The 22,305-nt window shown below is 73.2% G+C and carries 23 protein-coding genes and 1 pseudogene; 13 read left to right on the forward strand and 11 right to left on the reverse strand.

What is annotated here, in order from left to right:
• Window positions 1–4: 4 nt before the first annotated feature.
• Both ABGB21_RS16245 and ABGB21_RS16250 read right to left on the reverse strand, forming a co-directional pair.
• A complete protein-coding gene (locus ABGB21_RS16245) occupies window positions 5–817 on the reverse strand; it encodes a sugar phosphate isomerase/epimerase family protein (protein ID WP_347651764.1) in 813 nt (270 codons plus the stop codon).
• On the reverse strand, window positions 814–1,986 hold the full coding sequence (locus ABGB21_RS16250; protein WP_347651765.1) for a Gfo/Idh/MocA family oxidoreductase: 1,173 nt from the start codon (window positions 1,984–1,986) through the stop codon (window positions 814–816). The genes ABGB21_RS16245 and ABGB21_RS16250 overlap by 4 nt, the downstream gene beginning before the upstream one ends.
• A 430-nt stretch (window positions 1,987–2,416) precedes the next feature.
• Between ABGB21_RS16250 and ABGB21_RS16255 the strand changes: the two genes are divergently transcribed.
• Window positions 2,417–3,439 (forward strand): LacI family DNA-binding transcriptional regulator, encoded by a 1,023-nt coding sequence (locus tag ABGB21_RS16255; protein ID WP_347651766.1) that lies wholly within the window; start codon window positions 2,417–2,419, stop codon window positions 3,437–3,439.
• 77 nt (window positions 3,440–3,516) lie between these two features.
• Window positions 3,517–5,061 (forward strand): Rv2578c family radical SAM protein, encoded by a 1,545-nt coding sequence (locus ABGB21_RS16260; RefSeq protein WP_347651767.1) that lies wholly within the window; start codon window positions 3,517–3,519, stop codon window positions 5,059–5,061.
• A gap of 53 nt (window positions 5,062–5,114) precedes the next feature.
• Here ABGB21_RS16260 and ABGB21_RS16265 read toward each other — a convergent pair whose 3' ends face one another.
• Entirely contained in the window at window positions 5,115–5,510 is a 396-nt protein-coding gene (locus ABGB21_RS16265) for a helix-turn-helix domain-containing protein (RefSeq protein WP_347651768.1), read from the reverse strand.
• A gap of 99 nt (window positions 5,511–5,609) precedes the next feature.
• Between ABGB21_RS16265 and ABGB21_RS16270 the strand changes: the two genes are divergently transcribed.
• The 3 genes from ABGB21_RS16270 to ABGB21_RS16280 all read left to right on the forward strand — a co-directional run bounded on the left by ABGB21_RS16270 (window position 5,610) and on the right by ABGB21_RS16280 (window position 7,404).
• Window positions 5,610–6,242 carry an NAD(P)H-binding protein gene (locus tag ABGB21_RS16270; protein ID WP_347651769.1) on the forward strand — a complete coding sequence of 211 codons (633 nt, stop codon included), beginning with the start codon at window positions 5,610–5,612 and terminating at the stop codon, window positions 6,240–6,242.
• Between the two features lie 18 nt (window positions 6,243–6,260).
• Complete coding sequence (locus ABGB21_RS16275; protein ID WP_347678383.1) at window positions 6,261–6,668, forward strand: CoA-binding protein; 408 nt, start codon at window positions 6,261–6,263, stop codon at window positions 6,666–6,668.
• A 205-nt stretch (window positions 6,669–6,873) separates the two neighbouring features.
• Window positions 6,874–7,404: a DUF4190 domain-containing protein gene (locus ABGB21_RS16280; protein WP_347678385.1), complete on the forward strand. Its 531-nt coding sequence runs from the start codon at window positions 6,874–6,876 to the stop codon at window positions 7,402–7,404.
• A 54-nt stretch (window positions 7,405–7,458) separates the two neighbouring features.
• On the opposite strand, the gene ABGB21_RS16285 is transcribed toward ABGB21_RS16280, so the two are convergent.
• Window positions 7,459–8,379 carry an SDR family NAD(P)-dependent oxidoreductase gene (locus tag ABGB21_RS16285; RefSeq protein ID WP_347651772.1) on the reverse strand — a complete coding sequence of 307 codons (921 nt, stop codon included), beginning with the start codon at window positions 8,377–8,379 and terminating at the stop codon, window positions 7,459–7,461.
• 122 nt (window positions 8,380–8,501) lie between these two features.
• On the opposite strand from ABGB21_RS16285, the gene ABGB21_RS16290 reads away from it, so the two are divergent.
• Both ABGB21_RS16290 and ABGB21_RS16295 read left to right on the forward strand, forming a co-directional pair.
• A complete protein-coding gene (locus ABGB21_RS16290) occupies window positions 8,502–9,065 on the forward strand; it encodes a DUF4190 domain-containing protein (protein ID WP_347678387.1) in 564 nt (187 codons plus the stop codon).
• Between the two features lie 23 nt (window positions 9,066–9,088).
• On the forward strand, window positions 9,089–9,481 hold the full coding sequence (locus ABGB21_RS16295) for a DUF4190 domain-containing protein (RefSeq protein WP_347651774.1): 393 nt from the start codon (window positions 9,089–9,091) through the stop codon (window positions 9,479–9,481).
• 65 nt (window positions 9,482–9,546) lie between these two features.
• Here the strand turns inward: ABGB21_RS16295 and ABGB21_RS16300 are convergent, their stop codons facing one another.
• From ABGB21_RS16300 to ABGB21_RS16310, 3 genes and pseudogenes are all read right to left on the reverse strand, one after another.
• A complete protein-coding gene (locus ABGB21_RS16300) occupies window positions 9,547–10,986 on the reverse strand; it encodes a hypothetical protein (protein WP_347678389.1) in 1,440 nt (479 codons plus the stop codon).
• Window positions 10,976–11,458, reverse strand: coding sequence for a sigma-70 family RNA polymerase sigma factor (locus tag ABGB21_RS16305; RefSeq protein WP_347651776.1), 483 nt, complete (start codon window positions 11,456–11,458; stop codon window positions 10,976–10,978). Before ABGB21_RS16305 ends, ABGB21_RS16300 begins: the two co-directional genes overlap by 11 nt.
• A gap of 207 nt (window positions 11,459–11,665) precedes the next feature.
• Window positions 11,666–12,580 (reverse strand): annotated as a pseudogene (locus ABGB21_RS16310) (DMT family transporter); the annotation flags it as partial.
• A 102-nt stretch (window positions 12,581–12,682) separates the two neighbouring features.
• Between ABGB21_RS16310 and ABGB21_RS16315 the strand changes: the two are divergent.
• The 3 genes from ABGB21_RS16315 (at window position 12,683) to ABGB21_RS16325 (ending at window position 15,498) form a co-directional block, all read left to right on the forward strand.
• Window positions 12,683–13,420, forward strand: a complete 738-nt coding sequence (locus tag ABGB21_RS16315) for an HAD family hydrolase (protein WP_347651777.1) — start codon at window positions 12,683–12,685, stop codon at window positions 13,418–13,420.
• A gap of 66 nt (window positions 13,421–13,486) precedes the next feature.
• Window positions 13,487–14,017, forward strand: a complete 531-nt coding sequence (locus tag ABGB21_RS16320) for a hypothetical protein (protein ID WP_347678391.1) — start codon at window positions 13,487–13,489, stop codon at window positions 14,015–14,017.
• Between the two features lie 278 nt (window positions 14,018–14,295).
• Window positions 14,296–15,498, forward strand: coding sequence for an Mrp/NBP35 family ATP-binding protein (locus ABGB21_RS16325; RefSeq protein WP_347651779.1), 1,203 nt, complete (start codon window positions 14,296–14,298; stop codon window positions 15,496–15,498).
• 106 nt (window positions 15,499–15,604) lie between these two features.
• Here ABGB21_RS16325 and ABGB21_RS16330 read toward each other — a convergent pair whose 3' ends face one another.
• Together ABGB21_RS16330 and ABGB21_RS16335 are read right to left on the reverse strand one after the other, a co-directional pair.
• A complete protein-coding gene (locus ABGB21_RS16330; RefSeq protein ID WP_347678393.1) occupies window positions 15,605–16,042 on the reverse strand; it encodes a preprotein translocase subunit TatB in 438 nt (145 codons plus the stop codon).
• 164 nt (window positions 16,043–16,206) lie between these two features.
• The gene (locus ABGB21_RS16335; protein ID WP_347651781.1) at window positions 16,207–17,442 is read right to left on the reverse strand and encodes a trypsin-like peptidase domain-containing protein; all 1,236 of its coding nucleotides are present in this window, start codon (window positions 17,440–17,442) and stop codon (window positions 16,207–16,209) included.
• Between the two features lie 455 nt (window positions 17,443–17,897).
• Here ABGB21_RS16335 and ABGB21_RS16340 point away from each other — a divergent pair, with 455 nt between their 5' ends.
• Complete coding sequence (locus ABGB21_RS16340; RefSeq protein ID WP_347678395.1) at window positions 17,898–18,521, forward strand: O-methyltransferase; 624 nt, start codon at window positions 17,898–17,900, stop codon at window positions 18,519–18,521.
• A 37-nt stretch (window positions 18,522–18,558) separates the two neighbouring features.
• Here the strand turns inward: ABGB21_RS16340 and ABGB21_RS16345 are convergent, their stop codons facing one another.
• Complete coding sequence (locus ABGB21_RS16345) at window positions 18,559–20,163, reverse strand: leucyl aminopeptidase family protein (RefSeq protein WP_347651783.1); 1,605 nt, start codon at window positions 20,161–20,163, stop codon at window positions 18,559–18,561.
• 161 nt (window positions 20,164–20,324) lie between these two features.
• Window positions 20,325–20,492 carry a DUF3117 domain-containing protein gene (locus tag ABGB21_RS16350; RefSeq protein WP_007455245.1) on the reverse strand — a complete coding sequence of 56 codons (168 nt, stop codon included), beginning with the start codon at window positions 20,490–20,492 and terminating at the stop codon, window positions 20,325–20,327.
• A 190-nt stretch (window positions 20,493–20,682) separates the two neighbouring features.
• On the opposite strand from ABGB21_RS16350, the gene ABGB21_RS16355 reads away from it, so the two are divergent.
• Together ABGB21_RS16355 and ABGB21_RS16360 are read left to right on the forward strand one after the other, a co-directional pair.
• Window positions 20,683–21,507: a PaaX family transcriptional regulator C-terminal domain-containing protein gene (locus ABGB21_RS16355; RefSeq protein ID WP_347651784.1), complete on the forward strand. Its 825-nt coding sequence runs from the start codon at window positions 20,683–20,685 to the stop codon at window positions 21,505–21,507.
• Complete coding sequence (locus ABGB21_RS16360; RefSeq protein ID WP_347651785.1) at window positions 21,504–22,292, forward strand: enoyl-CoA hydratase-related protein; 789 nt, start codon at window positions 21,504–21,506, stop codon at window positions 22,290–22,292. Before ABGB21_RS16355 ends, ABGB21_RS16360 begins: the two co-directional genes overlap by 4 nt.
• Window positions 22,293–22,305 lie beyond the last annotated feature (13 nt).

Below are 22,305 nucleotides of genomic sequence, written 5' to 3' on the forward strand. Positions count from 1 at the left end.
CCGACTAATCCACGTGGGCCAGGTAACCGGCGAGGGTGCGGTCCAGGATCTCCGCGCCCGGCCGGGCCCAGAGTCCGGCGTGGAAGACCTCCACCTCGATCGGCCCGGTGTAGCCGGCCGCCTCGACCGCGTCCCGGAACCGGCGCAGTTCCACGCAGCCCTCCCCCGGCAGCCCGCGCCCCAGCAGTACGCCCTCCGGCAGCGGGGTGATCCAGTCGGCGACCTGGAAGCAGGCGATCCGGTCCTCCCGGCCGGCCCGGGCGATCTGCGCCCAGACCTGGTCGTCCCACCACAGGTGGTAGGTGTCCACCACCACCCCGACCGCGTCGGCCGGGTACGGCGCGGCCAGGTCCAGGGCCTGGCCCAGGCTCGCCACCACACACCGGTCCGAGCAGAACATCGGGTGCAGCGGTTCGATCGCCAGTTTCACCCCGGCGGCCCGGGCGTGCGGCACCAACGCCCCGACCGCCTCACCGACGTGCGCCCGGGCCGCGTCCAGGTCCCGGCTTCCGTCCGGCAGGCCGCCGGAGACCAGGACCAGCACCGGTGCCCCGAGGGTCGCGGCCTCGTCGATGGCGCGACGGTTCTCGTCGTACCAGTCGGGGGTGTTGAAGAAACCGCCCCGGCACAGTGAGGTGACCGCGAGCCCGGCGTCGCGGACCAGCGCCGCGGTCTTGTCCAGACCGTACGCGTTGGTCTCCTCCCGCCAGAGGCCGAGCTGGCCGACCCCGGCCGCGACGCAGCCGGCGACCAGGTCGGGGATCGGCCAGTACTTCGCGGTCGCCTGGTTGAAGGAGAAGCGCCCCGGCGCGGTCACGCCGACGCCCCCAGCTCCGGGATCTCGATCCGCCGGCCCTCGCGGGCCGAGGCCAGACCGAGTTCGGCGAGCTGCACGCCGCGGGCCCCGGCCCAGAGGTCCCAGGTGTACGGCTCGTCGAGGACCACGTGCCGCAGGAACAGCTCCCACTGGGCCTTGAAGCCGTTGTCGAACTCGGCGTTGTCCGGCACCACCTGCCACTGTGACCGGAAGTCCTCGGTGGCCGGCAGGTCCGGGTTCCAGACCGGCTTGGGGGTGGTGGCCCGGTGCTGGATCCGGCAGTTGCGCAGTCCGGCGACGGCGCTGCCCTCGGTACCGTCCACCTGGAACTCGACCAGCTCGTCCCGGTAGACCCGCACCGACCAGGACGAGTTGATCTGGGCGACGATCCGGCCGTCCTGGCCGGGCCGCTCGATCTCGAAGATGCCGTACGCGGCGTCGTCGGCGGTGGCGTCGTAACGTTCGCCGGTCTCGTCCCAGCGCTGCGGGATGTGGGTGGTGACGTGTGCGCTGACCGAGGTGACCCGGCCGAAGATCTGCTCCAGCACGTAGTGCCAGTGCGGGAACATGTCGACGGTGATGCCACCGCCGTCGGCGGCCCGGTAGTTCCAGGACGGCCGCTGGGCCTCCTGCCAGTCACCCTCGAAGACCCAGTAGCCGAACTCGCCGCGCACCGAGAGGATCCGGCCGAAGAAGCCGCCCTTGACCAGCCGGTCGAGCTTGCGCAGGCCGGGCAGGAAGAGCTTGTCCTGGACCACGCCGTGCTTGATGCCGGCGGCGTCGGCGAGCCGGGCCAGCTCGACCGCGCCGGCCAGGTCCTCGGCGGTCGGCTTCTCGGTGTAGATGTGCTTGCCGGCCTCGATCGCCAGCTTGAGGGCCTTCTCCCGCTGGGCGGTCACCTGGGCGTCGAAGTAGATCTGCACGTCCGGGCGGGCCAACGCCGCGGTCAGGTCGGTGGTCCACTCGGTCAACCCGTGCCGGTCGGCGATCTCCCGCAGCTTCGTCTCGCTCCGGCCGACCAACACCGGTTCGGGCCAGAGCCGGGTGCCGTCGGGCAACGGCAGGCCGCCCTGTTCGCGGAGGGCGAGCAGGGACCGGACCAGGTGCTGCCGGTAGCCCATCCGGCCGGTCACGCCATTGAGCACGATGCCGATCGTGGTACGGGCCATGGGGCGCCTCCTCAGGCTGGCTGATCCGCGTCGCTCGTCGGGCCGGGTGGGACGGGTGGGTCCCGGGAGTCGACGGGCGCGGTGGTCGTAGCGCGGAGTTCCGGCGCCCGAGCAAGGGCCGGCAAGCGCTTTCCTGCGTACGCTACCGAGCGTCCTCCGGTTCCGGCAAGGGGCGGCGATCATCGGTCGTACCGTCTCCACCCGCCGGCACCGCGTCGCGCCGCGCGCAGCCCCCGGCTCGTCTCCCGGAGTCACCACGACGGCCCAGCGGCCGACACCGCGACGGCCCACCTGCGGTCACCGCGTCGGCGCTGAAGGACATGCACGGAGCCGCGCTATCCTCACCTGCGACCCGGTCACTCCCACCCGCAAGTCGGTCACTCTCACCCGGGACCCGGTCACCGGAGACGTCGGAAAGGGACTGGAGGCCATGGCCACTCTGGCGGATGTCGCACGGCGAGCCGGCGTGTCCCCCGCCACCGCCTCCCGGATCATCAACGGCAGCCCCAAGCCGGTCACCGAGGCGTTGCGCGAGCGGGTACTGGCCGCCGTCGAGGAACTGCAGTACGTGCCGAACGCACACGCCCAGCAACTCGCCCGCAACCACCGCAGCGCGGTCGGCGTCATCGTGCACGACGTCTCCGACCCGTACTTCTCGGAGATCACCCGAGGGCTGCAGCGGGTCGCCACCGAACACGGGCGCCTGGTCATCATCTGCAACACCTACCGCGACCCGGACCGGGAACTCGAGTACGTCGAACTGCTTCGGGCCAACCAGGCCGCCGCGATCATCCTCGCCGGATCGGGCTACCACGACGAGGAGTTCACCCGCACCCTGGACGCGAAACTACGGGTCTACCAGGCCACCGGCGGGCACGTCGCGGTGATCGGCCGGCACGAGCACAGCGGCCACGCCGTCATCCCGGCCAACGAGGCGGGCGGACACCTGGTCGGCACCGAACTGTTCGGCCTCGGGCACACCCGGATCGGCGTCGTCGCCGGTCCACGTCACCTGACCACCACCACGGACCGGCTCGCCGGGCTGCGCCGGGCCGCCCGGGAACACGGCCGCAAGCTCGCCGCCCGGCAGATCGTCTACGGCGACTTCGACCGGGCCGGCGGGGCCGCCGCCACCGCCGCACTGCTCGACGCCGAGCCGGAGATCACCGCGATCGCGGCACTCAACGACTCGATGGCGATCGGCGTCCTGGCCGTACTGCGGCAACGGGGGATCGAGGTGCCGGGACGGATCAGCGTCATCGGCTTCGACGACATGCCGATCGCCCAGGACGTCACCCCCGCGCTCACCACCGTCCGGCTGCCGCTGGCCGACATGGGCGCCCGGGCGATGACCCTGGCCCTGCAACCGCCGGAGCCGTTGAACACCCCGCAGATCGAACACGTCAGCGCCACGCTGGTGCGGCGGGAGAGCAGCGCCGCGCCACCCGGCTGAGCCGTACCGCCACCCGGGTGGGTGATCCGGTGGTTCCCGGTTGCGCAGCTCGTCGTACATGTGTTCGAATACTGGCCATGCGCTGGGAAAACCTGTCATCGGCTCCCCACGATGACGCGGTGGCCCCGCCGGGGGCGGCGCCGGTGGCGGGGGCGGTGCCGTCAGCCCTGCCACTGGCGCTGCCCGGCGCCGTCGCCCGCACCTTTGACACCCCCGGCTTCGCGGGCATGACCTTCTACGAGATACGCGCAAAGTCGATCATCAACCGGGTGCCCGGCACCTCCCGGGTGCCGTTCGAGTGGACCGTCAACCCGTACCGGGGCTGCAGCCACGCCTGTGTCTACTGCCTGGCCGGCGACACCCAGATCCTGCTCGCCGACGGCACCACCCGCCCCCTGGCCGAACTGCGGGTCGGCGACGAGATCTACGGCACCGTCGCCCAGGGCAACCACCGGCGGTACGTCCGCACCCAGGTGCTGGCGCACTGGTCGACGGTGAAACCGGCGTACCTGGTCGGCCTGGCCGACGGCACCGAACTGACCGCGAGCGGCGACCACCGGTTCCTCACCCCACGCGGCTGGAAACACGTCACCGCGGCGGCGCCCGGCGAGCCACCCCGGCCCTACCTGGCGATCACCGACAGCCTGGTCGGCACCGGCCGGTCCGGGCCGGCCGGAGTCGGCGACCTCGACGGCACCGTGCTCAGCAACCGCGGCGCGCTGCGGATCCGCCGCATCGAGCCGCTCGGGCGCGAACTGACCCTCTACGACATCACCACCGGCACCGGCGACTTCATCGCCAACGGCGTGGTCAGCCACAACTGCTTCGCCCGCAACACCCACACCTACCTCGACCTCGACCCCGGCCGTGACTTTGACAGCCGGGTGGTGGTCAAGGTCAACGCCGGTGAGCTGGTCCGCCGCGAACTGGCCGCCCCGAAGTGGCAGGGCGGGCACATCGCGATGGGCACCAACGTGGACTGCTACCAGCGGGCCGAGGGCCGCTACCGGCTGATGCCGGAGATCCTCACCGCGCTGCGGGACTTCGCCAACCCGTTCTCGATCCTCACCAAGGGCACCCTGATCCTGCGGGACCTGCCACTGCTGCGGCAGGCGGCGGAGGTGACCCGGGTCGGGCTCTCCATCTCCGTCGGCTTTGTCGACGAACCGATCTGGCGGGCCGTGGAGCCGGGCACCCCCGGCCCGCGACGCCGGCTGGACGTCGTACGGCAGCTGGCCGACGCCGGCTTCGCGGTCGGCGTACTGATGGCCCCGATCCTGCCCGGGCTGACCGACACCGACGACTCGATCGAGTCGACCGTGGCCGCGATCGCCGAGGCCGGGGCGGCGACCGTGACGCCCCTGCCCCTGCACCTGCGCCCCGGAGCCCGACAGTGGTACGCCGCCTGGCTGGCCCGGGAGTACCCGCACCTGGTGCCGCGCTACCGGGAGCTGTTCGGCAACGGCTCCTACCTGCCGCAGGCGTACCAACGGGAGATCGTCGCCCGGGTCCGGATCGCGGCCCGCCGCCACGGCCTGCACCGCCCCGAGCCGGGTGAGGCCCGCCAGGTGCCGCCGAGGCCCGCCCCGGCACCCGTCGCCGAGCAGCTCAGCCTGCTCTGACCGGGGGCCGGTCGATGCTGACCCGGCGGCTCGGTCGGCTCCGGCCCGGCGGCTCAGCCGGTGCTGACCGCACCGCCGGTCGGGGCGGAGTACGCCTCCCGGGCGTCGAGCAGTTCCTCCCAGTGCTCCTCCATCCAACCGCAGAGCGCCGCCATCGGTCCACGGAGCAGGCTCAGGCCCAACGGGGTGAGCGCGTACTCGGTGTGCCGAACCGGCCCCGGCCGGACGGTGCGGTGGACCAGGCCGTCGCGTTCGAGCCCCCGCAGTGACCCGGTGAGCACTTTCGCGGTGATCCCCCGCAACGGAACCCGCAGTTCGGAGAAGCGACGCGGACCACCTTCGAGACACCGGAGGACCATCCCGGCCCACTTGTCCCCGGTCCGGAGCGGCACCAGGGCGGACGGACAGACCGGGTCGAACATGTCCGGGCTGAGCGGCTGCGACGACATGGTGCCACGGTAGTCGGTATCCGGACGGTAACCACCGGCGTGGATACCGTCGGCAGCCGGTCGGGCAACCGGGTCCGACCGGTGACGGGAGGAACCGAAATGGGCAGGATCGTGGTTTTCGGAGCGGGTGGTCGTGGTGGCCGGGCCGCCGTCGGCGAGGCACTCCGGCGGGGACACCAGGTCACCGCCGTCGTACGGGATCCGGCCCGGCACCCGGACCTGACGACCGGGAACGTACGGATCGTCACGGGGGACGTCACGAGCGCCGACGACGTCGCACGGATCGCCGCCGGACACGATGCCGTGATCAGCAGCGTCTACGATCCCGCCGTCGCGCCCGACGTCTTCTTCACCACCGCCGCCCGCGCCCTGTTGACCGGGCTGGCCCGGGCCGGGGTGCCCCGGCTGCTGGTGGTGGGGCTGGCCTCGGTGCTGCCGACCGTCGACGGGACGCCGTTGATGGACACCCCCGGGTACCCGCAGGAGTACCGCTTCTTCTCGCTCGGGCACGCCGCCGGGATGGACGTGCTGCGCGCCGCCGACGATCCCGACTGGCTGGTGCTGAGTCCGGCCGGCGACTTCGACCACGGTGGTAGCCGGACCGGGCGGTACCGTACGGCACCGGCGGAGGCGAGCAGCCGGGTCTCGTACGCCGACTTCGCGATCGCCCTGCTGGACGAGATCGAGACCCCGACCCGGCACCGTACGCACGTGGGTGTCGAGACGGCCTGACGGAGCTACAGTCGCGGGGTGCGTGACGCTCAACAGATCCTGGCCGACGCCCGGGTGATCGCCGTTGTCGGCGCCTCCCGCGACCCCTCGAAGCCGGCGCACAGCGTGCCGCTGCAGATGCAGCGGCACGGCTGGCAGATCATCCCGGTGAATCCGCGGGCGGACGAGCTCTTCGGGGAGAGGGTCTACCGCTCGCTGGCCGAGATCCCGCACCCGGTCGACCTGGTCGACGTGTTCCGCCCCGCCGAGGACGCGGTCCAGGTGGTCCGGGACGCGGTCGCGATCGGCGCTCCGGCGGTCTGGTTGCAGCTCGGCATCGTCTCGGCCGAGGCCCGCCGGATCGCCGAGGAGGCCGGCGTCGACTACGTCGAGGACCGCTGCCTGGCGGTGGAACGCGCCGTGGGCGGCCTCTCCCGACGCGGCTGACCGCCCTCTCCACGCCTGGCCGGACCGTCCTGCCGCCGCCCGCCTTTTCTCCGACCAGTCCTGGCGGCGTACGCGCCGCGCCCGACTCGGCACTGCCCGAGGTCCGGAGCGGTCCCGTGGTCACCGACACGAGACCGACAATCACTGCAATGCCGGAGAAAAGGGTCATTTGCCGGTAGCGTTTCTGGGCGAGGAGGGCAGACCCATGAGTCACCCAGGCGCCGGCGAACCTCAGGACCCCGAGGAGTCTCCGCGACCGCCGGGGCAGCCCTCCGGCCCGCCGGGTGGGCAGCCCGGCCCGCAGGACCACGCCCCCGGAACCCACCACCAGCCGGGCCCACCCGGCGGGTACGGCCAACAGGGCGGCTACGGCCAGTACGGCCAGCCCGGCGGCTACGGCCAGGGTGGCTACGGCCAACCCGGCCAGTACGGTCAATCCGGGGGCTACGGTGAGCCCGGCGGCTACGGCCAACCGGGGCAGTACGGCGAGCCACGGGGCGTCAACGTACTCGCGATTCTGTCGCTGGTCTTCGCGTTCGTCTTCGCCCCCGCCGGCATCGTGCTCGGGCACCTGGCCCGACGCCAGATCGCCCGCACCGGCGAGCAGGGCGCCCAACTGGCGCTCTGGGGTCTGATCCTCAGCTACGTCTTCACCGGGGTGTACGTGATCCTCTGCTGCGGATGGCTCGCCCTCGGGATCTGGGCCGGATCAGACGGCAACGGCGGCACCTACTAGGGGTGGAGCGGCGCCGGGCGGTTGCCCGCGCCGCTCCACCCTCCAGGCGACGGTTCAGCGGAACTCGGCCTCGCGCACGCTGTTGCCCCCGTCCACCACCAGCATCTGCCCGGTGATGTACGACGCGGCCGGCGAACAGAGGAACGCGATGGCCGCGGCCACCTCGTCCGGCGTACCCGGACGGCCGACCGGGGTACCGAGCCCCTGCTTCAGCTCGGCCATCGTGGACGCCGCGGTGTAGATCTTGCCGGGAGCCACCGCGTTGACCGTCACCCCGTCGGCGATCATCTCCAACGCGAGTGCCCGGGTCAGCCCGACGACCCCGGCCTTCGCCGCCGCGTACGCCGCCTCGGTCGGTAGGGCGTTGACCGGACCGGCGGTGGCGGCCAGGTTGACGATCCGGCCCCAGCCCCGCTCGGCCATCCCGCTGATGAACGCCCGGCTGCACAGGAACGCGGTGGTCAGGTTCCGCTCGATCTCCCGGTGCCACTCGTCGTAGCTGAGCTGGACCACCGGCCGGAGCACCTCCGGACTGGCCCGGCTGGCCAGTCCGGCGTTGTTGACCAGCACCTCCACCTCGCCGAGCTGCTCCACGACGGCATCCGCCAACGCGCCCACCTCGGCCTCGTCGGTCAGGTCGGCGACAAACCCGATGGCGCCCAGTTCGGCGGCGCGATCGTGGATACGCCGGGTCGTCGAGACGATTGCCACCCGGGCGCCCAGACCGCGGAGTCGCCGGGCGGTCGCGTACCCGATCCCGTCCGGGCTGCCGGCCCCGGTCACCAGCGCGACCCGGCCGTCCAGACGCATCGTCACCGGCTCGTCCTCACTCGCCGGCAGTCCTGGCCCGGAGTCGATGTCCTCCGAGACGGTGCTCTGCGAACCGGTACGGGTGCGACGGGCCAACGCGGGACGCGTGGCGCCTCGGCGTGGGCGGTTGCCCGCCCGGTCACCAGCGCGCGCTTCGAATACCATGCCCGCGATCCTGCCCCGTCCGGACGATTCGGGCAATGCCGCACCGCAGACCGGGACCACCGGGTTGGCGTGCGACGACTACCCTGGCGACGCACCTCACGTGGACGGAGTGAGCACCCCAGATGAGCGACCCTCAGCCGAGCAACTACTCCAGTGATGCCTCCTGGCAGGCGCCATCCCCGGCCGGCTATCCGGACCCGACACCGACCCCCACCTACCAGCCGGAGTACCCGGCCGAGTCGGCCCCGCCAGCGGGCTCTCCGGTGAGCGGCGACCCGGTGAGCGGTGACCCGGCGACCGCCATCATGGCGCCGCCCGGCGCCGCCCACCACCCGGCTGCCGGCTACCCCGTTCCCGGTTATCCCGCCCCGGGCTATCCGATCGCCGGCTACCCCGTCGCGGCGCCCGCCACCAACGGGTTGGCGATCGCCGCGCTGGTGGTCGGCATCGTCGGCATGCTCGGGCTCTGCGCCTACGGCCTGGGCGGCTATCTCGGCATCGTCGGCGCCATTCTCGGCCACGTCTCCCGCAAGCAGATCCGGGAACGGGGCGAGGCCGGCGACGGTCTCGCGCTGGCCGGCATCATCGTCGGTTGGATCGCCGGCGGTATCGCGATCCTCGCCACCATCGGCCTCATCGTCCTCGGCGTGGTACTGGCCAACCAGGATTCCACCTACACCTACTGACCCCCTCGTCAACAGGAGCACGCGTGACTTCGCCCAACCCCGTCGACCCGACCAGCGGCGCCACCCCCGGGGCGTACGGAGACCCGACCTCCGCACCGTACGGTGCGGTGAACCCGGCCCACGGCTACCCGCCGCCGTACCCGGTCGCCAGGTCGACCAACGGTATGGCGATCGCCGCCCTGGTCACCAGCATCGTGGCCCTGTTCAGCTGTTCGCTGCTCGGCGGTGTCGGCGTCTACCTGGCCAAGCGGGCCCGTGAGGAGATCCGGACGAAGGGCGAGGACGGCGAGGGCCTGGCCACCGCCGGTCTGGTCATCGGCTGGATCGGCGTCGGACTGGGGATCCTGGGCATCCTGTTCCTCATCCTCTACTTCGGTGTCCTCGGATTCGCGATCTGGGGCGCCAACGCGAGCTGATCCGGAACGGTCCACCCCGGAGGCTGGTCAGGGCACCGTCGGTGGCCCTGGCCAGCCTGTCCGGATCACCCCCCGGTGTCGGGTCGGACCGTCCCGGGCACGGTGGTCCGCCGCCGACGTACCCAGCGGAACAGCGACCAGGCGACGAGCCCGGCGCCGGCGGCGACCAGGACCCGCCACCACCGCGGCCACGGCCCCCGGTCAGGGTCGCCGGGATCACCGGTCCGCAGGTCCGTCACCAGCCCGCCGGCGAGCCGCAGGTCGTCGACCCGCGCCACCTGCCCGATCCCCTGCCCGGCACGGCTGAGCACCCGGGTCGTGCCGTCCAACGACCGCCGGACGATCTCGTAGTCCTTCCGCCCCTCCACCCCGAGCAGTACCGCGTCCGGCCCCGTCCAGCCGAGCAGTGTGGTCCGGTGCGCTCCGCCGGTCTGAAACCCCGGTAGCGGCACGGGTATCCCGGTCGTCGCGCCGGTCGCGTCCACCAGGGCCAGTGCGTCCTGGGCCACGTCGAGCCTCCGCACCATCAGCCAGCGACCGTCCGGCGACCAGGCGGCGTTGCTGTCGAGGTGGTAGCCCTCCGGCACGGTCAGGGTCCGCAGCCGGACACCTGCCAGGTCGAGGATGTCGATCCGACCGGCCTGGACCGGTACCGCGAGCAGGGCACCGTCGGGCGAGACCACGACCGTGTCGAACATGTCCGCCTTGGCGACCCTGGGCAGCGGAGTCATCTGTCCGGTGCCGACGTCGAGGACCACCAGTCGACCGTCGGTCGCCGACTCCTCCGCCCACGGACGGTCGCGAAGCTCGACCACCAGGCGGGTGCCGTCCGGGGTCCAGCTGAGCGGGAACGCGGCGGCGGGCGGGACGAGCGGGAACTCCCGGACCTGGCCGGTCCGAAGGTCGACCAGGTCGAGGTGGTCGGTGAGCCGCGCCGGGTCAGCGACCGCGACCTGACCACCGTCGGGACCGAGCAGGGACTCCGCGGCGTGCCACTCGCCGTCGGGACCGGTGACGCCGCGCTCCTCCGCCAGGTCGAGCCGGCGGTACGTCCGGCCGTCGACCCCGAGCACCAACGTCTGGCTGGTGCCGAGCCGGGTGCCGAGCGAGCCCTGCCGGTAGAGGGCCACCGCCGGTCCGGGTGGGGACGTCGACACCGGCGCGGTGAGCAGCGACATCCCGGCGAACCGGGACGGCAGGGCCGGCGCGTCCCCGGTGGCCACACCAGGGTTCGCCCCGCCCGGACCGGGCAGGCGCAGACCGGTGCCGGGGGCCACGGTGGCCAGCCCGAGGACGGTGCTCACGGCGAGAGCGGCAAGCACCGGCCCGGCCCACCGACCGGACAGCGACCGGCCCGGCCACCAGCCGCCCCGGAGGCGCCGGCTGGCCGGGGCTCCCCGGTTCGCGCGGGCCCGCAGTTCGTCGACGGTCGGCGGTACGACGGTGAGCCCGTCGGCCACACCGCGCAGTCCCTCGCCGATCCGACGTTCGAGGTCAGTCGTCATTGAGCTGCTCCTGGAGGACGGCGAGGGATCGGTGCAGCAGCGACTTCACGGTGCCCGGTCGGCAGTCCAGCGCCGCGGCGATCTCGTCGATCGGCAGGTCGAGGTAGTACCGCAGAAAGACCACGGAACGCTGCCGGGGTCTGAGCCGGGCGAGCGCCGCCCGTACGGCCGTGGTGGTGCCGTCCGGCGGTGGCAGCGCCGACGCCGCCCAGCGTCTGCTGTCGTCGTGCCGGCGCTCCAGGATCCGACGCCGCAGCCACGAGTGGCACCGCGACACGACGGCCCGGCGCAGGTACGCCACGGGTTGCCGGACGTCGTCCCGACGGCGCAGCCATTCGATGAAGACATCCTGCACCAGGTCTTCGGCGGCGGTCCGGCTGCCGATCGTCACGTAGGCGAGCCGGACCAGCGGGACGTAGTGCGCGGCGTACACCGCGTCGAAGGTCGGCTCCACCGGCGCCGAGGTCTGCACCAACACATGGTGAGGGCGCACCGCTCAGACGTTTCGTTGCACCTTCTCCGACGTCGCCGCCGCGACGGCCGGGACAGCGTTGGTCGGGACAGGGTCGGCCGGGTCGGCGGCGGACCGGCCGGCGTCGGCGTCGGCCGGGACAACGGCCGCCGGGACCGGATCCGCCGGCGGGCCGGCGTCGGAGTCGGATCGGCGGGCCACCGCACGTCGGGCGGCGCGAGCCTCGGCGTGCAGGACGACGGCGACCCCGGCCAGCAGCAGCACCAGGCCGGGAAGCGCCTCGGTCCGGGGCACCTGGTCCAACCAGAGCCAGGCGATCAACGCGGCTCCGGGCGTCTCCAGGAGGATGAGCACGCTGATCGTGGTCGCCGAGATCCGGCGTAGCGCGTAGTTGAACATCGAGTGGCCGAGCAACTGGGCGCCGGCCACCAGGCCCAGCACGGCGAGCCAGGTCGGGGTGTCGAAGCCGGTCAGTCGTACGCCGCCGGCCAGGCAGACCACCAGCAGCGCCAGCGAGCAGGTGCCGTAGCAGATGGTGGTGTACGTGACCGTGCTGGTGGTTCTCCGGGCCCGTTCACCGAACGCGGTGTAGACCGCCGCCGCCACGCCCCCACAGATGGCGAGCACGTCGCCGAGGACCGCCTCGGCCGAGCCGACGCTCAGGTCCGCGCCGACCGCCCAGACCGCGCCGAGCACCGCCACCCCGATGCCGACCCAGCCGCCCAGCGGCAGCCGTCGGCCCTGGCCCAGGGCGATCAGTCCCTGCCAGACCGGATGGGTGGCCACCAGGGCGGTGGCGGCGGCCACCGAGGTCAGCTGGGTGCTCGGCATCCAGGTGCCGAAGTGTACGGCGAGGGCGAGGCCGGCGAGTACGGAGAACCCGGCCTCGCGCCGTCCCGCGCCCCGGGCCAGGGTCCGGAGCTCGTGCCGGCGGCGGACCAGCGCGAACGGCCCGAGTACGCCGACGGACAGGAGGTTGCGCCAGAAGGCGATCGCCAGCGCGGGCGCGGCGGCGAACGCGATCAGGGGCGCGGACGAGGACACCGCGACCACCGCGACCGTGACCGCCCCGACGCTGAGCGGGTCGACCGGATTTCGGGATGGTGGAGCGCCAGGGGGCACGAGAAGATCCTCACATGTCACGGGGGGCCATCATCTGATCAACAAACCGTTAGCATCGACCGGTCTCGACTCGTCGACCCCGGTCCGGAGGCCTGCTCCCCCATGCCCGAACACCGGTCCAGCCGACCCGCGTACCGCGCCGTGCTCTTCGACTTCTTCGGCACCCTCACCTGCGCGATCCGACGTGGCGACCAGCACGCCGAGGTCGCCGCGCTGCTCGGCTGCCCGCCGGACGTCCTGGCCGACGTCCTCGACGCGTCCTTCTACCCGCGTGCCAGCGGTGCGCTCGGCGACGCCGCGGCAACCCTACGCTGGGTCTGCCGGGAGGCCGGCGGACGACCGGACCGGGCGGACCTCGGCGCCGCGGTCGCGGCCCGGATCTCGGCGGTACGGGCGGACACCCGGCTCCGCCCCGAGGCGGTGCCGGTCCTCGAGGCGGTACGTCGTCGAGGGCTGCTGACCGCCCTGGTCACCGACTGTACCCACGAGCTGCCCGCCTTCCTGCCGGAGCTGCCGGTCGCGCCGCTGCTCGACGTACGGGCCTACTCGGTGGTGGTCGGCACCTGCAAGCCCGATCCGGCGATCTACCTGGCCGCCTGCCGGCGCCTCAGGGTCGCCCCGACGGACTGCCTCTACGTCGGCGACGGCGGCAGCCGGGAACTGACCGGCGCCACCGGCGCCGGGATGACGGCGATCCGGCTGGCCGCGGCCGATCTTGACGACCATCTCGTCTTCGACGACGACCGCGGCTGGCGCGGTCCCGCGATCGGGTCGTTGGCCGAACTGCCGGAGCTGCTGGACGAACTCGCGCCCGGCCCGGCACTGCTCGCACCCACCTGAGCGGCCGCCGGTCCGCGGCCGGCCGGGACTGCCGGCCGGTACCGTCCCGCGCCCGGGTACGGCAGGATGCGGGATGTGACTGACAGTGGTGCCGACCCCGCCGCCGGCTCGCCGCTGGTGGCGGAGGCGATCAGGAAGGCCGCCGTGGCCTGGGTGGCGGTGGACGGCGGTCCGCAGCTGGCGCTCTGGTGCCTGCCGCTCGACGACGCCCTGTACGTCGTCACCGGTCCCGGCGAACAGAACGCCCCGGGCCTCGCCGACTCCGGTACCGCCGAGGTGACGGTTCGCGGTGATCACGGCGGACGGATCGTCACCTGGCCCGCCGAGGTGACCCGGCTGGCGCCGGAGGGCGAGCGGTGGGCGACGGTGGCGCCCCAGTTGGCCGCCAAGCGGCTCAACGCCTCCGGCAGCCCGGCCGAGTTGGCGCAGCGCTGGGCGGCGTCCGGGTGCGCGATCAACCGGCTGGCCCCGGCCGGGCCGCCGTCGGCGGCCGGCCGGACCCTGCCGGACGGTTCCCTCGCCGCGCCGCCCCGGGAGACCCCCGCCGTCCGGCGGGCCGCCCGACCGTTCCGGCTGCACCGGGTACGCCGCCGCTGAGACCCGGCAGGCGCGACCGGCGCCGGCGGGAACGGACGGATGCCGCGCGCCCCAAGGGGCTGGGCGCGCGGCGGGTGGGGACGATCGTCGCACCGTCCGGCCACGGCGTCCACCGTCCGGCCGCCGGACCGCCTGCCGACGACCGGGCCGTCCACCACGAACGTCGCCGACATGCCGTACGTTCCGCCGCCGGACCGGGCGGAACGAGGCGTATCTCTTCGGTCACCGTCGTCGTCAGCCCCGGTCGGCCGGGCGGCGCGACGACGTAGCATGGCGGCATGTCTGCTCCCGCCGTACCCGGTCCCCAGGCTGCCGCCTCCGTACCCGGCCAGGACGGCCGGCCCACGAGCGCCGTCGAGGAGGCGGTGCAGGCCGCGCTGGCCACCGTCGACGACCCGGAGATCCGTCGCCCGATCACCGATCTCGGCATGGTGCGCTCCGCCACGGTCGGCACCGACGGTGTCGTACGGGTCGAGTTGCTGCTGACCGTGGCCGGCTGTCCGTTGCGGGACAAGCTGCGTACCGACATCACCTCGGCGGTCGGCGCCGTGCCCGGCGTGACCGGGGTCGAGATCGACTTCGGGGTGATGAGCCCGGAGCAGCGGCAGGCCCTGCAGGCCCGGCTCCGGGGTGGTACGGCCACCCAGGAGCCGGTGATCCCGTTCGCCCAGCCGGGGACCCGGACCCGGGTCTACGCCATCGCCAGCGGCAAGGGCGGCGTCGGCAAGTCCAGCGTCACCGTCAACCTGGCCGCGGCGCTCGCCGCGAAGGGTCTGTCGGTGGGCGTCGTGGACGCCGACATCTATGGCCACTCCGTACCCCGGATGCTCGGTGCCGACGGTCGGCCGACCCGGGTCGAAGACATGATCATGCCGCCCCAGTCGCACGGGGTGAAGGTGATCTCGATCGGCATGTTCACCGACGGGAACGCGGCGGTGGTCTGGCGGGGCCCGATGCTGCACCGGGCGCTGCAGCAGTTCCTCGCCGACGTCTACTGGGGCGACCTGGACGTACTCCTGCTCGACCTGCCGCCGGGCACCGGCGACGTGGCCATCTCCGTGGCCCAGTTGCTGCCGAACGCGGAGATCCTGGTGGTGACCACCCCGCAGACCGCGGCGGCCGAGGTGGCCGAGCGGGCCGGCGCCATCGCCCTGCAGACCCACCAGCGCCTGGTCGGCGTGGTGGAGAACATGTCCTGGCTGGAGTTGCCGGACGGCAGCCGGATGGAGGTCTTCGGCGCCGGCGGTGGTACGACCGTCGCCGAGTCGCTCACCCGGGTCATCGGCGCCCAGGTGCCGCTGCTCGGGCAGGTGCCGCTGGACACCCGGGTCCGGGAGGCGGGTGACGCCGGTACGCCGGTCGTCCTGGCCGAGCCGGAGTCGCCGGCGGCCCGGGCGCTGTCCGCGATCGCCGACCGCCTCGCGGTCCGGCGTGAGTCGCTGGTCGGCAAGCCGCTCAGCCTCCGGCCCGCCGGCCGCTGAACCCGTAGGGGCGGCCGGGGTCCAGGTGACCTCGGCCCACCCACCGTCGACCCGGTCCCCGACCGTCGTCGGTCGCCCGTGACCGCCCTCGTCCGTCCCCGGCCGGTCAGGTGGCGTCGATGTCGAAGCTGCGCCGCTGCTGCGGCGTCGAGGCCACCTCGGCGCCGCCGGAGGTCGAGGTCGTGCCGCCGCCACCGGTCGCCCGGATGTCCGCGGCCGAGGCGACGTCGTCGAGTTCCCGGTGTACGTCGGTGAGGTCGGAGCGGAGCTTCTCGTAGGCGCCCTGCAGCGGCTTGCGGATCGCCTGCTCGTCTTCCTCGCTGAGCAGGTGCTTGCGGATGAAGGCCTTCGGGTGCAGGTCCTCGAGCTGGATGTCGGTACCCAGTTCCCGGCTCAGGTCGCCGGTGGCGTTCTGGGCCATGTTCCGCAGGTTGCGCAGCATCCGGAGTCCGTCGCTGATCACGTTCGGCAGCCGATCGCCGAAGATCAACAGGGCGACCAGCAGCAGCGCACCGATCTCCCACCAGTTCAGGTTTTCGAACACGGCTGCCTCCTCACACGGCTCGGGGCGGGAGTACGCACCGACGCCTCCTCACCCGGACCAGGGCAAGAGTACGCACGGCGACGCCACCAGCGGGAGGGGGAGCCGGTGAACAGCAGGCAGCACCACGTGCGATGCCCCCCGCGACCGGTCCCACCGCGCTGCCGCTACTTGGCGTCCGCGGCGAGGGTCACGGAGGCCGACTGACGCTCCGAGCCGCGCCGGTACTCGACACTGACCACCGAACCGGGGGCGTACTTGCGGACCAGCGCGATCAGGTCGCTCGGCTCCTCCAACGGCTTGCCGTCGATCTTGAGCACCACGTCACCGGTCCGGAGTCCGGCCTCGGCCGCCGGACCGCCGGGGTCGACGGAGCTGAGCCGTACGCCGCCGGTACCGCCGGTCCGGGTGCCGCCGACCTGTGCGCCGATCACCGTACGCCGGGCCCGGCCGGTGTCGATGATCTCCTGGGCCAGCCGCTTGGCCTGGTTGATCGGGATGGCGAAGGCCAGCCCGACGTTGCCGGCGGTCTCCTCGTCGGCGGCCGGGGTCTGGATCACCGAGTTGACCCCGATCACCCGCCCGGCCCCGTCGACCAGCGGTCCGCCGGAGTTACCCCGGTTCACCGCCGCGTCGGTCTGGATCGCCGCGTAGTAGCGCACCTGGCCTCCGGGTTCGCCGTTGCGGAACGTCCGGTCCAGGGCACTGACGATGCCGGCGGTGACCGTGTTGGCCAGGGACAGTGGCGTACCGAAGGCGAGCACCGGGTCGCCGACCGCGACCGCGTCGGAGTCGCCGAACTCGACCGGGGTCAGCCCGGTCCGGGACACCTTGATCACCGCGATGTCCGACTCGGGGTCCTTGCCGACCACCTCCGCCGGGGCGGTGGAGCCGTCGTTGAAGACGACGGTCGCGGAATCGACCCCGACGCCGACCACGTGGTCGTTGGTGACCACGTAGCCGTCCTGGGTCACCACGAAGCCGGAGCCGAGGCCGACCCCGCCGCTGCCGCTCACCCGTACCGTGACCACGCTCGGCAGCACCCGCTCGGCCACGCCGGCCACCGAGTCGGCCGGCCGTTGCGCGGTGGCCGGCGGCTCGGCGCCGGTGGACCCCAGGGCGGTCACCCCGCCCGCACCGCCGCGCACCGCGAACGCGTAGCCGAGCGAGCCGCCGAGTGCACCGGCCAGCAACGCGGTGACCAGGGACACCAGGAAGACCGAACCAAGCCCGCGACGCGGCGCGGCGTCCGGGTCGGTGACCGGTTCGGGGGGCGCGCCGCCCGTCGACGCCGCCGACGCCTGGACCACCACGGCCGTCGGCGTTCCCGGATTACGCCACGGGTCGTGCAACGCGTCCGACCACCACGGCGAGGACGCCGGGTCCGGCTCCCCGGTGGGCACCGCCCACGCGCCGACTGTCGGGCTCGACGACGGTGGGGGGTACCCCGGCGTCGCGGTCCTCTCGGGCTGGCGCCAGTTCCAGCCGTCCGTCACGTTCGATGCCTCCCAGTCCGTCCCGGCCCGGACACCACGGAGCGCGGGCGACCGCAACCGGCCGCAGCGTCCGGGTTCCGCATCCAGGATCGCACGGATGGCTGAATACCGGTCATCGGTTCTTCCGCCCGTGCCAGCCGGACGGGACACCCCGCCCCCACAGCACACCCCCGGCACCCCGACGGCACGCCCCTGCCGATCACGGACCACCACCTCTTAGGCTCATACCCACGACCACCCCGCCCCCGGTCGTCGCCGTGCCCCTGATCCCCGCCCCGCCCCGCCCCGCCGCGACACCGACACCCCAGCCCACTTCCGCCCGGAGGTGCCCCATCGCCACGGTCGCCCGGTCAGTCGGCACGATGACCACTCAAGCACTCCAGTTCGCCGAGGCGTACGTCGCCGAGGATCTTGTCCTGCGCACCGCGCGCAGCCTGGCCACCGAGGTCGGGCTCGACGCGGTCACCCCCGGGGTCGGCGGCACGCTGCGGCTGCTGGCCGCCGCCGGCAACGCCCGGGCGGTGGTGGAGATCGGTACCGGCACCGGGGTCAGCGGACTCTGGCTGCTGCGCGGCATGCGCGCCGACGGCATCCTGACCACGATCGACGTGGAGACCGAGCACCAGCGGATCGCCCGCCGGATCTTCCAGGAGGCGGGCTTCCCGTCGGGGCGTACCCGGATCATCACCGGGCGGGCCCTGGACGTGCTGCCCCGGCTCGCCGACGGCGCGTACGACCTGATCTTCGTGGACTCGGAGGTGGCCGAGTACAGCGCCTGTGTCGACGCCGCGCTGCGCCTGCTGCGGCCCGGCGGTCTGCTCGTGCTGCACGGCGCACTCGCCGCCGGCCGGATCGGCGACCCGGCAGCCCGGGACGTGGAGACGGTCACCGTACGGGAGGTGGTCAAGGCGGTCCGCGAGTCGGAGGAGTGGACGCCGGCGCTGCTGCCCACCGGGGAGGGCCTGCTGGTCGCGGTGAAACGCTGAGCCACGGGTCGGGGCGGCGAACCGCCCCGGCCGGGGGTCAGCCGGCCTGGTCGGCCAGCCAGCGCAGCAGCGTACGGACGCCCCAGCCGGTGGCGCCCTTGACGAGCTCGGCGTCGTGCCCGTCCGCCCAGGACGGCGCCGACATGTCCACGTGCACCCAACGGTCGCGCAGGTCCCCGGTGAACTCGCGGAGGTACAGCGCGGCCAGCACCGAACCGGCGCCCTGGTTGGGTGAGCTGTGCAGGTCGGCGAGTTCGCTGCTCAGGTGGTCGGTGTAGTCCGCCACCAGCGGCATCCGCCAGGCCCGTTCACCGGCCGCCTCGGCGGCTGCCAGCACCGCCTCCGCCAGTTCGGTGTTCTCGCTGTACAGCGCGGCCGTACGCTTGCCGAGCGCGACCGCGTTCGCCCCGGTGAGGGTCGCCAGGTCGACCAGGAGGTCCGGGGCGAGCCGCGCCACCGCGTACGTCATGGCGTCGGCGAGGACCAGGCGACCCTCGGCGTCGGTGTTGGTGCTCTCGCTGGTGACCCCGCCGTAGTGTCGGATCACGTCACCGGGGCGGTACGCCGAACCGCTGACCATGTTCTCGGCGAGCGGCGCGAGCGCGGTCACCCGGATCGGCAGGTCCAGTGCCGCGGCGCCGAGCGTCGCCGCCACCACGGCGGCCGCGCCGCCCATGTCCTTGCGCATCAGCTTCATGCCGTCGCGCGGCTTGATCACGATGCCGCCGGTGTCGAAGGTGATGCCCTTGCCGACCAGGACGACGTGCCGGGTTGGGTTCGCCGGGCGCCAGCTCAGCTCGACCAGCCGGGGTCCCCGGGGGGATCCGCCACCGACCGCGAGCAGACCGCCGAAGCCCTCGGCCGCGAGCCGGTCGGGTTCGCGTACCTCGACGGTGAGCCCGGGACGGCCGGCGGCGGCGCTGGCCACCTGCTCGGCGAACCAGGCCGGGCTCTTGACCGAGGACGGGGTGTTGGTCAGGTCCCGGGCGAACCGGGTCGTCTCCGCGACGACCCGGGCGCGCTCCAGCGCCGCCTGGTACCGCTGCGGGTCGGTCACCGCGAGGAGCACCTCGGCCAGCTCGGCGCCGTCGGTGCCGGCGCCCGTCCGGCCGGCCTCGGCGTCGGCTGTACCGTTTTCGTCCGCCGGCAGCCGGAACCGGTACGACGCGAGCCACAGCCCCTCAGCGAGTCCGCGTACCGCCCCCGGATCAACATCGACCGGAATCACTAACGTGATCGAACTCTCACGTGTGGCGGCTCGGGCGAGGCCCGCTCCGGCGGCCCGCCAGCCGGCCTCGTCACCGTCGCCGACACCGACCAGGAACAGCCGGGTCGGGGTACGCGACGGGCGGATCGACCGGTGCACGCTGCCGGCACGGCCGGGCTGGTCGAGGTACGGGAGCAGTGCGGTCGCCTCGGCGGCCAGCTCGGCGGGGAGTGTCGACCCGGTCGATCCGAGCAGGTCGGCGGTCGCCGGCTCGGCCGGGCCTTCGCCGGATGTCGAGCCGGCGGTACCGTCCCCGGTCGCCCCGCCCGCCGGCTCCTCAGCGGCACCGGCCGGGTTCGGGCCCGCCACGGGCCGGACGGGCAGCGCCAGGGCGTCGCCCCCGGTCGGTTCGGTTACCAGACGGATCGACAACACGCCGACGTACCCCCAAGACATTGGTGGATGGATGCGCGGCCGGGCCCGACGGCGAGCCGTCCGCCCGACATCACGACCCTGGGCCACCGGCAGCGCCGGTGGCCCAGGATTTGATGAACTTCCCCGGGTGTCACGCGCCGCCCGGAGGGGTTGTCGTTCGCTCAGCCGGCGGCGGCCTTCAGCGCGTCACCGAGCGCGTTGGCCTCGTCGGGAGTCATCTCGACGACGAGCCGGCCACCACCCTCCAGCGGAACCCGCATGACGATGCCCCGGCCCTCCTTGGTGACTTCCAGCGGACCGTCGCCCGTCCGCGGCTTCATCGCCGCCATCTCGTCTCCCCTCAGACCTTCACCAGGGTCGGTGGGTTGCCCCACATCCTTCTCGCCAGCATCACCGCGCTCAAGGCCCGCGGTGCCGACCAACGATTTTCCCTGATGAACACCGCCGGACCCAAACCGAACCAGCACTGATGTAACAGCATCTAGCTTATCTTGAGAAGGGGTGTCACAATGTGCGGTCATGCAGGCACGGTCGGCACTCTTCGACCTGTATGGGGACTACCTCCGGTCCCGGGGCGGTCGCGCGCCCGTCTCCGCCCTGGTCAAACTACTCTCCCCGCTCGGTATCGCCGCGCCCGCGGTCCGTACCGCGGTCTCCCGGATGGTCCGGCAGGGCTGGCTGCACCCGCTCCGACTCGCCTCCGGACCGGGTTATCTGCTGACCCCGAGAGCCGCCCGCCGGCTGGACGAGGCCGCCGCACGGATCTACCGGACCACCAAGATCGGCTGGGACGGCCGGTTCGACCTGATCGTCCTGGACGCACCGGTCAACCGCCGCGACCGACAACGACTCGCCGCCCACCTCGCCTACCTCGGCTACGGCCGGCTCGACGAGCAGACCTGGGTCGCCACCCGGGCCGGCGAGGACGTTGACGGCCTGCTCACCGAGGCCGGAGTCCGGTACGAGCGGTTCACCGCCGCACACGCGGCCGGCACCCCCGGCGCGATGGCGGTGGTCCGCCGGGCCTGGAACCTCGACGAGATCGCGAACGCCTACCAGCAGTTCGTCGCCCGGCAGCGCCCGCTGCTCGCCGCGGTGACGGTACGCAGCGGCGACCAGGAGGCGTACGCCGCCCGGTTCCGGCTCGTGCACGCATGGCGTACCTTCCTCTTCCGGGACCCGCAACTGCCCCCCGCCCTGCTCCCCGAGCGGTGGCCGGGGACCAGCGCGGCGGCGTTTTTCGACCGGCACGCCGCCCGGCTCCGCCCCGCCGCCGACCGGTACGTCGAGCAGTGCCTCGACGGCGCCAACCGGGTCGTCCGACAGAAGGGTGCACGTAGGTGACCGACTCGCTGCTCGTCGACCGCTCCGACGCCGTGGTGACCCTGACGCTCAACCGCCCGGAGGCGATGAACGCGCTGGACGTCCCGCTGAAGGAGGCGCTGCGTGACACCCTCGCAGAGCTGGAGCACGACCGGTCCTGCCGGGCGGTGGTGCTCGCCGGCGCCGGTACGGCCTTCTGCGCCGGCCAGGACCTGCGGGAACACGCCTCGACGCTGGAGGCGGGCAGCGCCGACCCGCTGGACACCGTACGGATCCACTACAACTCGATCGCGGCCCGGCTGGCCAGCCTCCCCAAGCCGGTGATCGCGGCGGTACGCGGGATGGCCGCCGGAGCCGGCGCCTCGCTGGCCTTCCTCGCCGACTTCCGGATCGGCGGACCGCAGACCAGCTTCCTGCTCGCCTTCGCCAAGGTCGGGCTGGCCGCCGACACCGGAGCCTCCTGGTCGCTGCCCCGGCTCGTCGGCCACGCCAAGGCGGTCGAGCTGCTGATGCTCGCCGAGCCGGTACCGGCCGACGAGGCACACCGGCTCGGTCTGCTGACCCGGCTGGTCGACGACGAGCAGGTGCTCGACACCGCTCAGGAGCTGGCCGCCCGACTCGCCGCCGGCCCGACGGTGGCGTACGGGGCGATCAAGCGTCAGCTCTCCATCGGCGACGCCGGCACCCTCTCCGAAGCGCTGGCCGCGGAGGCCACCGCGCAGACGATCTGTGGCGGGACGGCCGATCACCGGGCCGCCACCGCCGCGTTCGTGGCGAAGCGCCGGCCGACCTTCGAGGGGCGGTAGCCGGAGCCGACTG

The sequence above is a fragment of the Plantactinospora sp. B24E8 genome, from assembly GCF_039871735.1.
GTDB lineage: Bacteria > Actinomycetota > Actinomycetes > Mycobacteriales > Micromonosporaceae > Plantactinospora.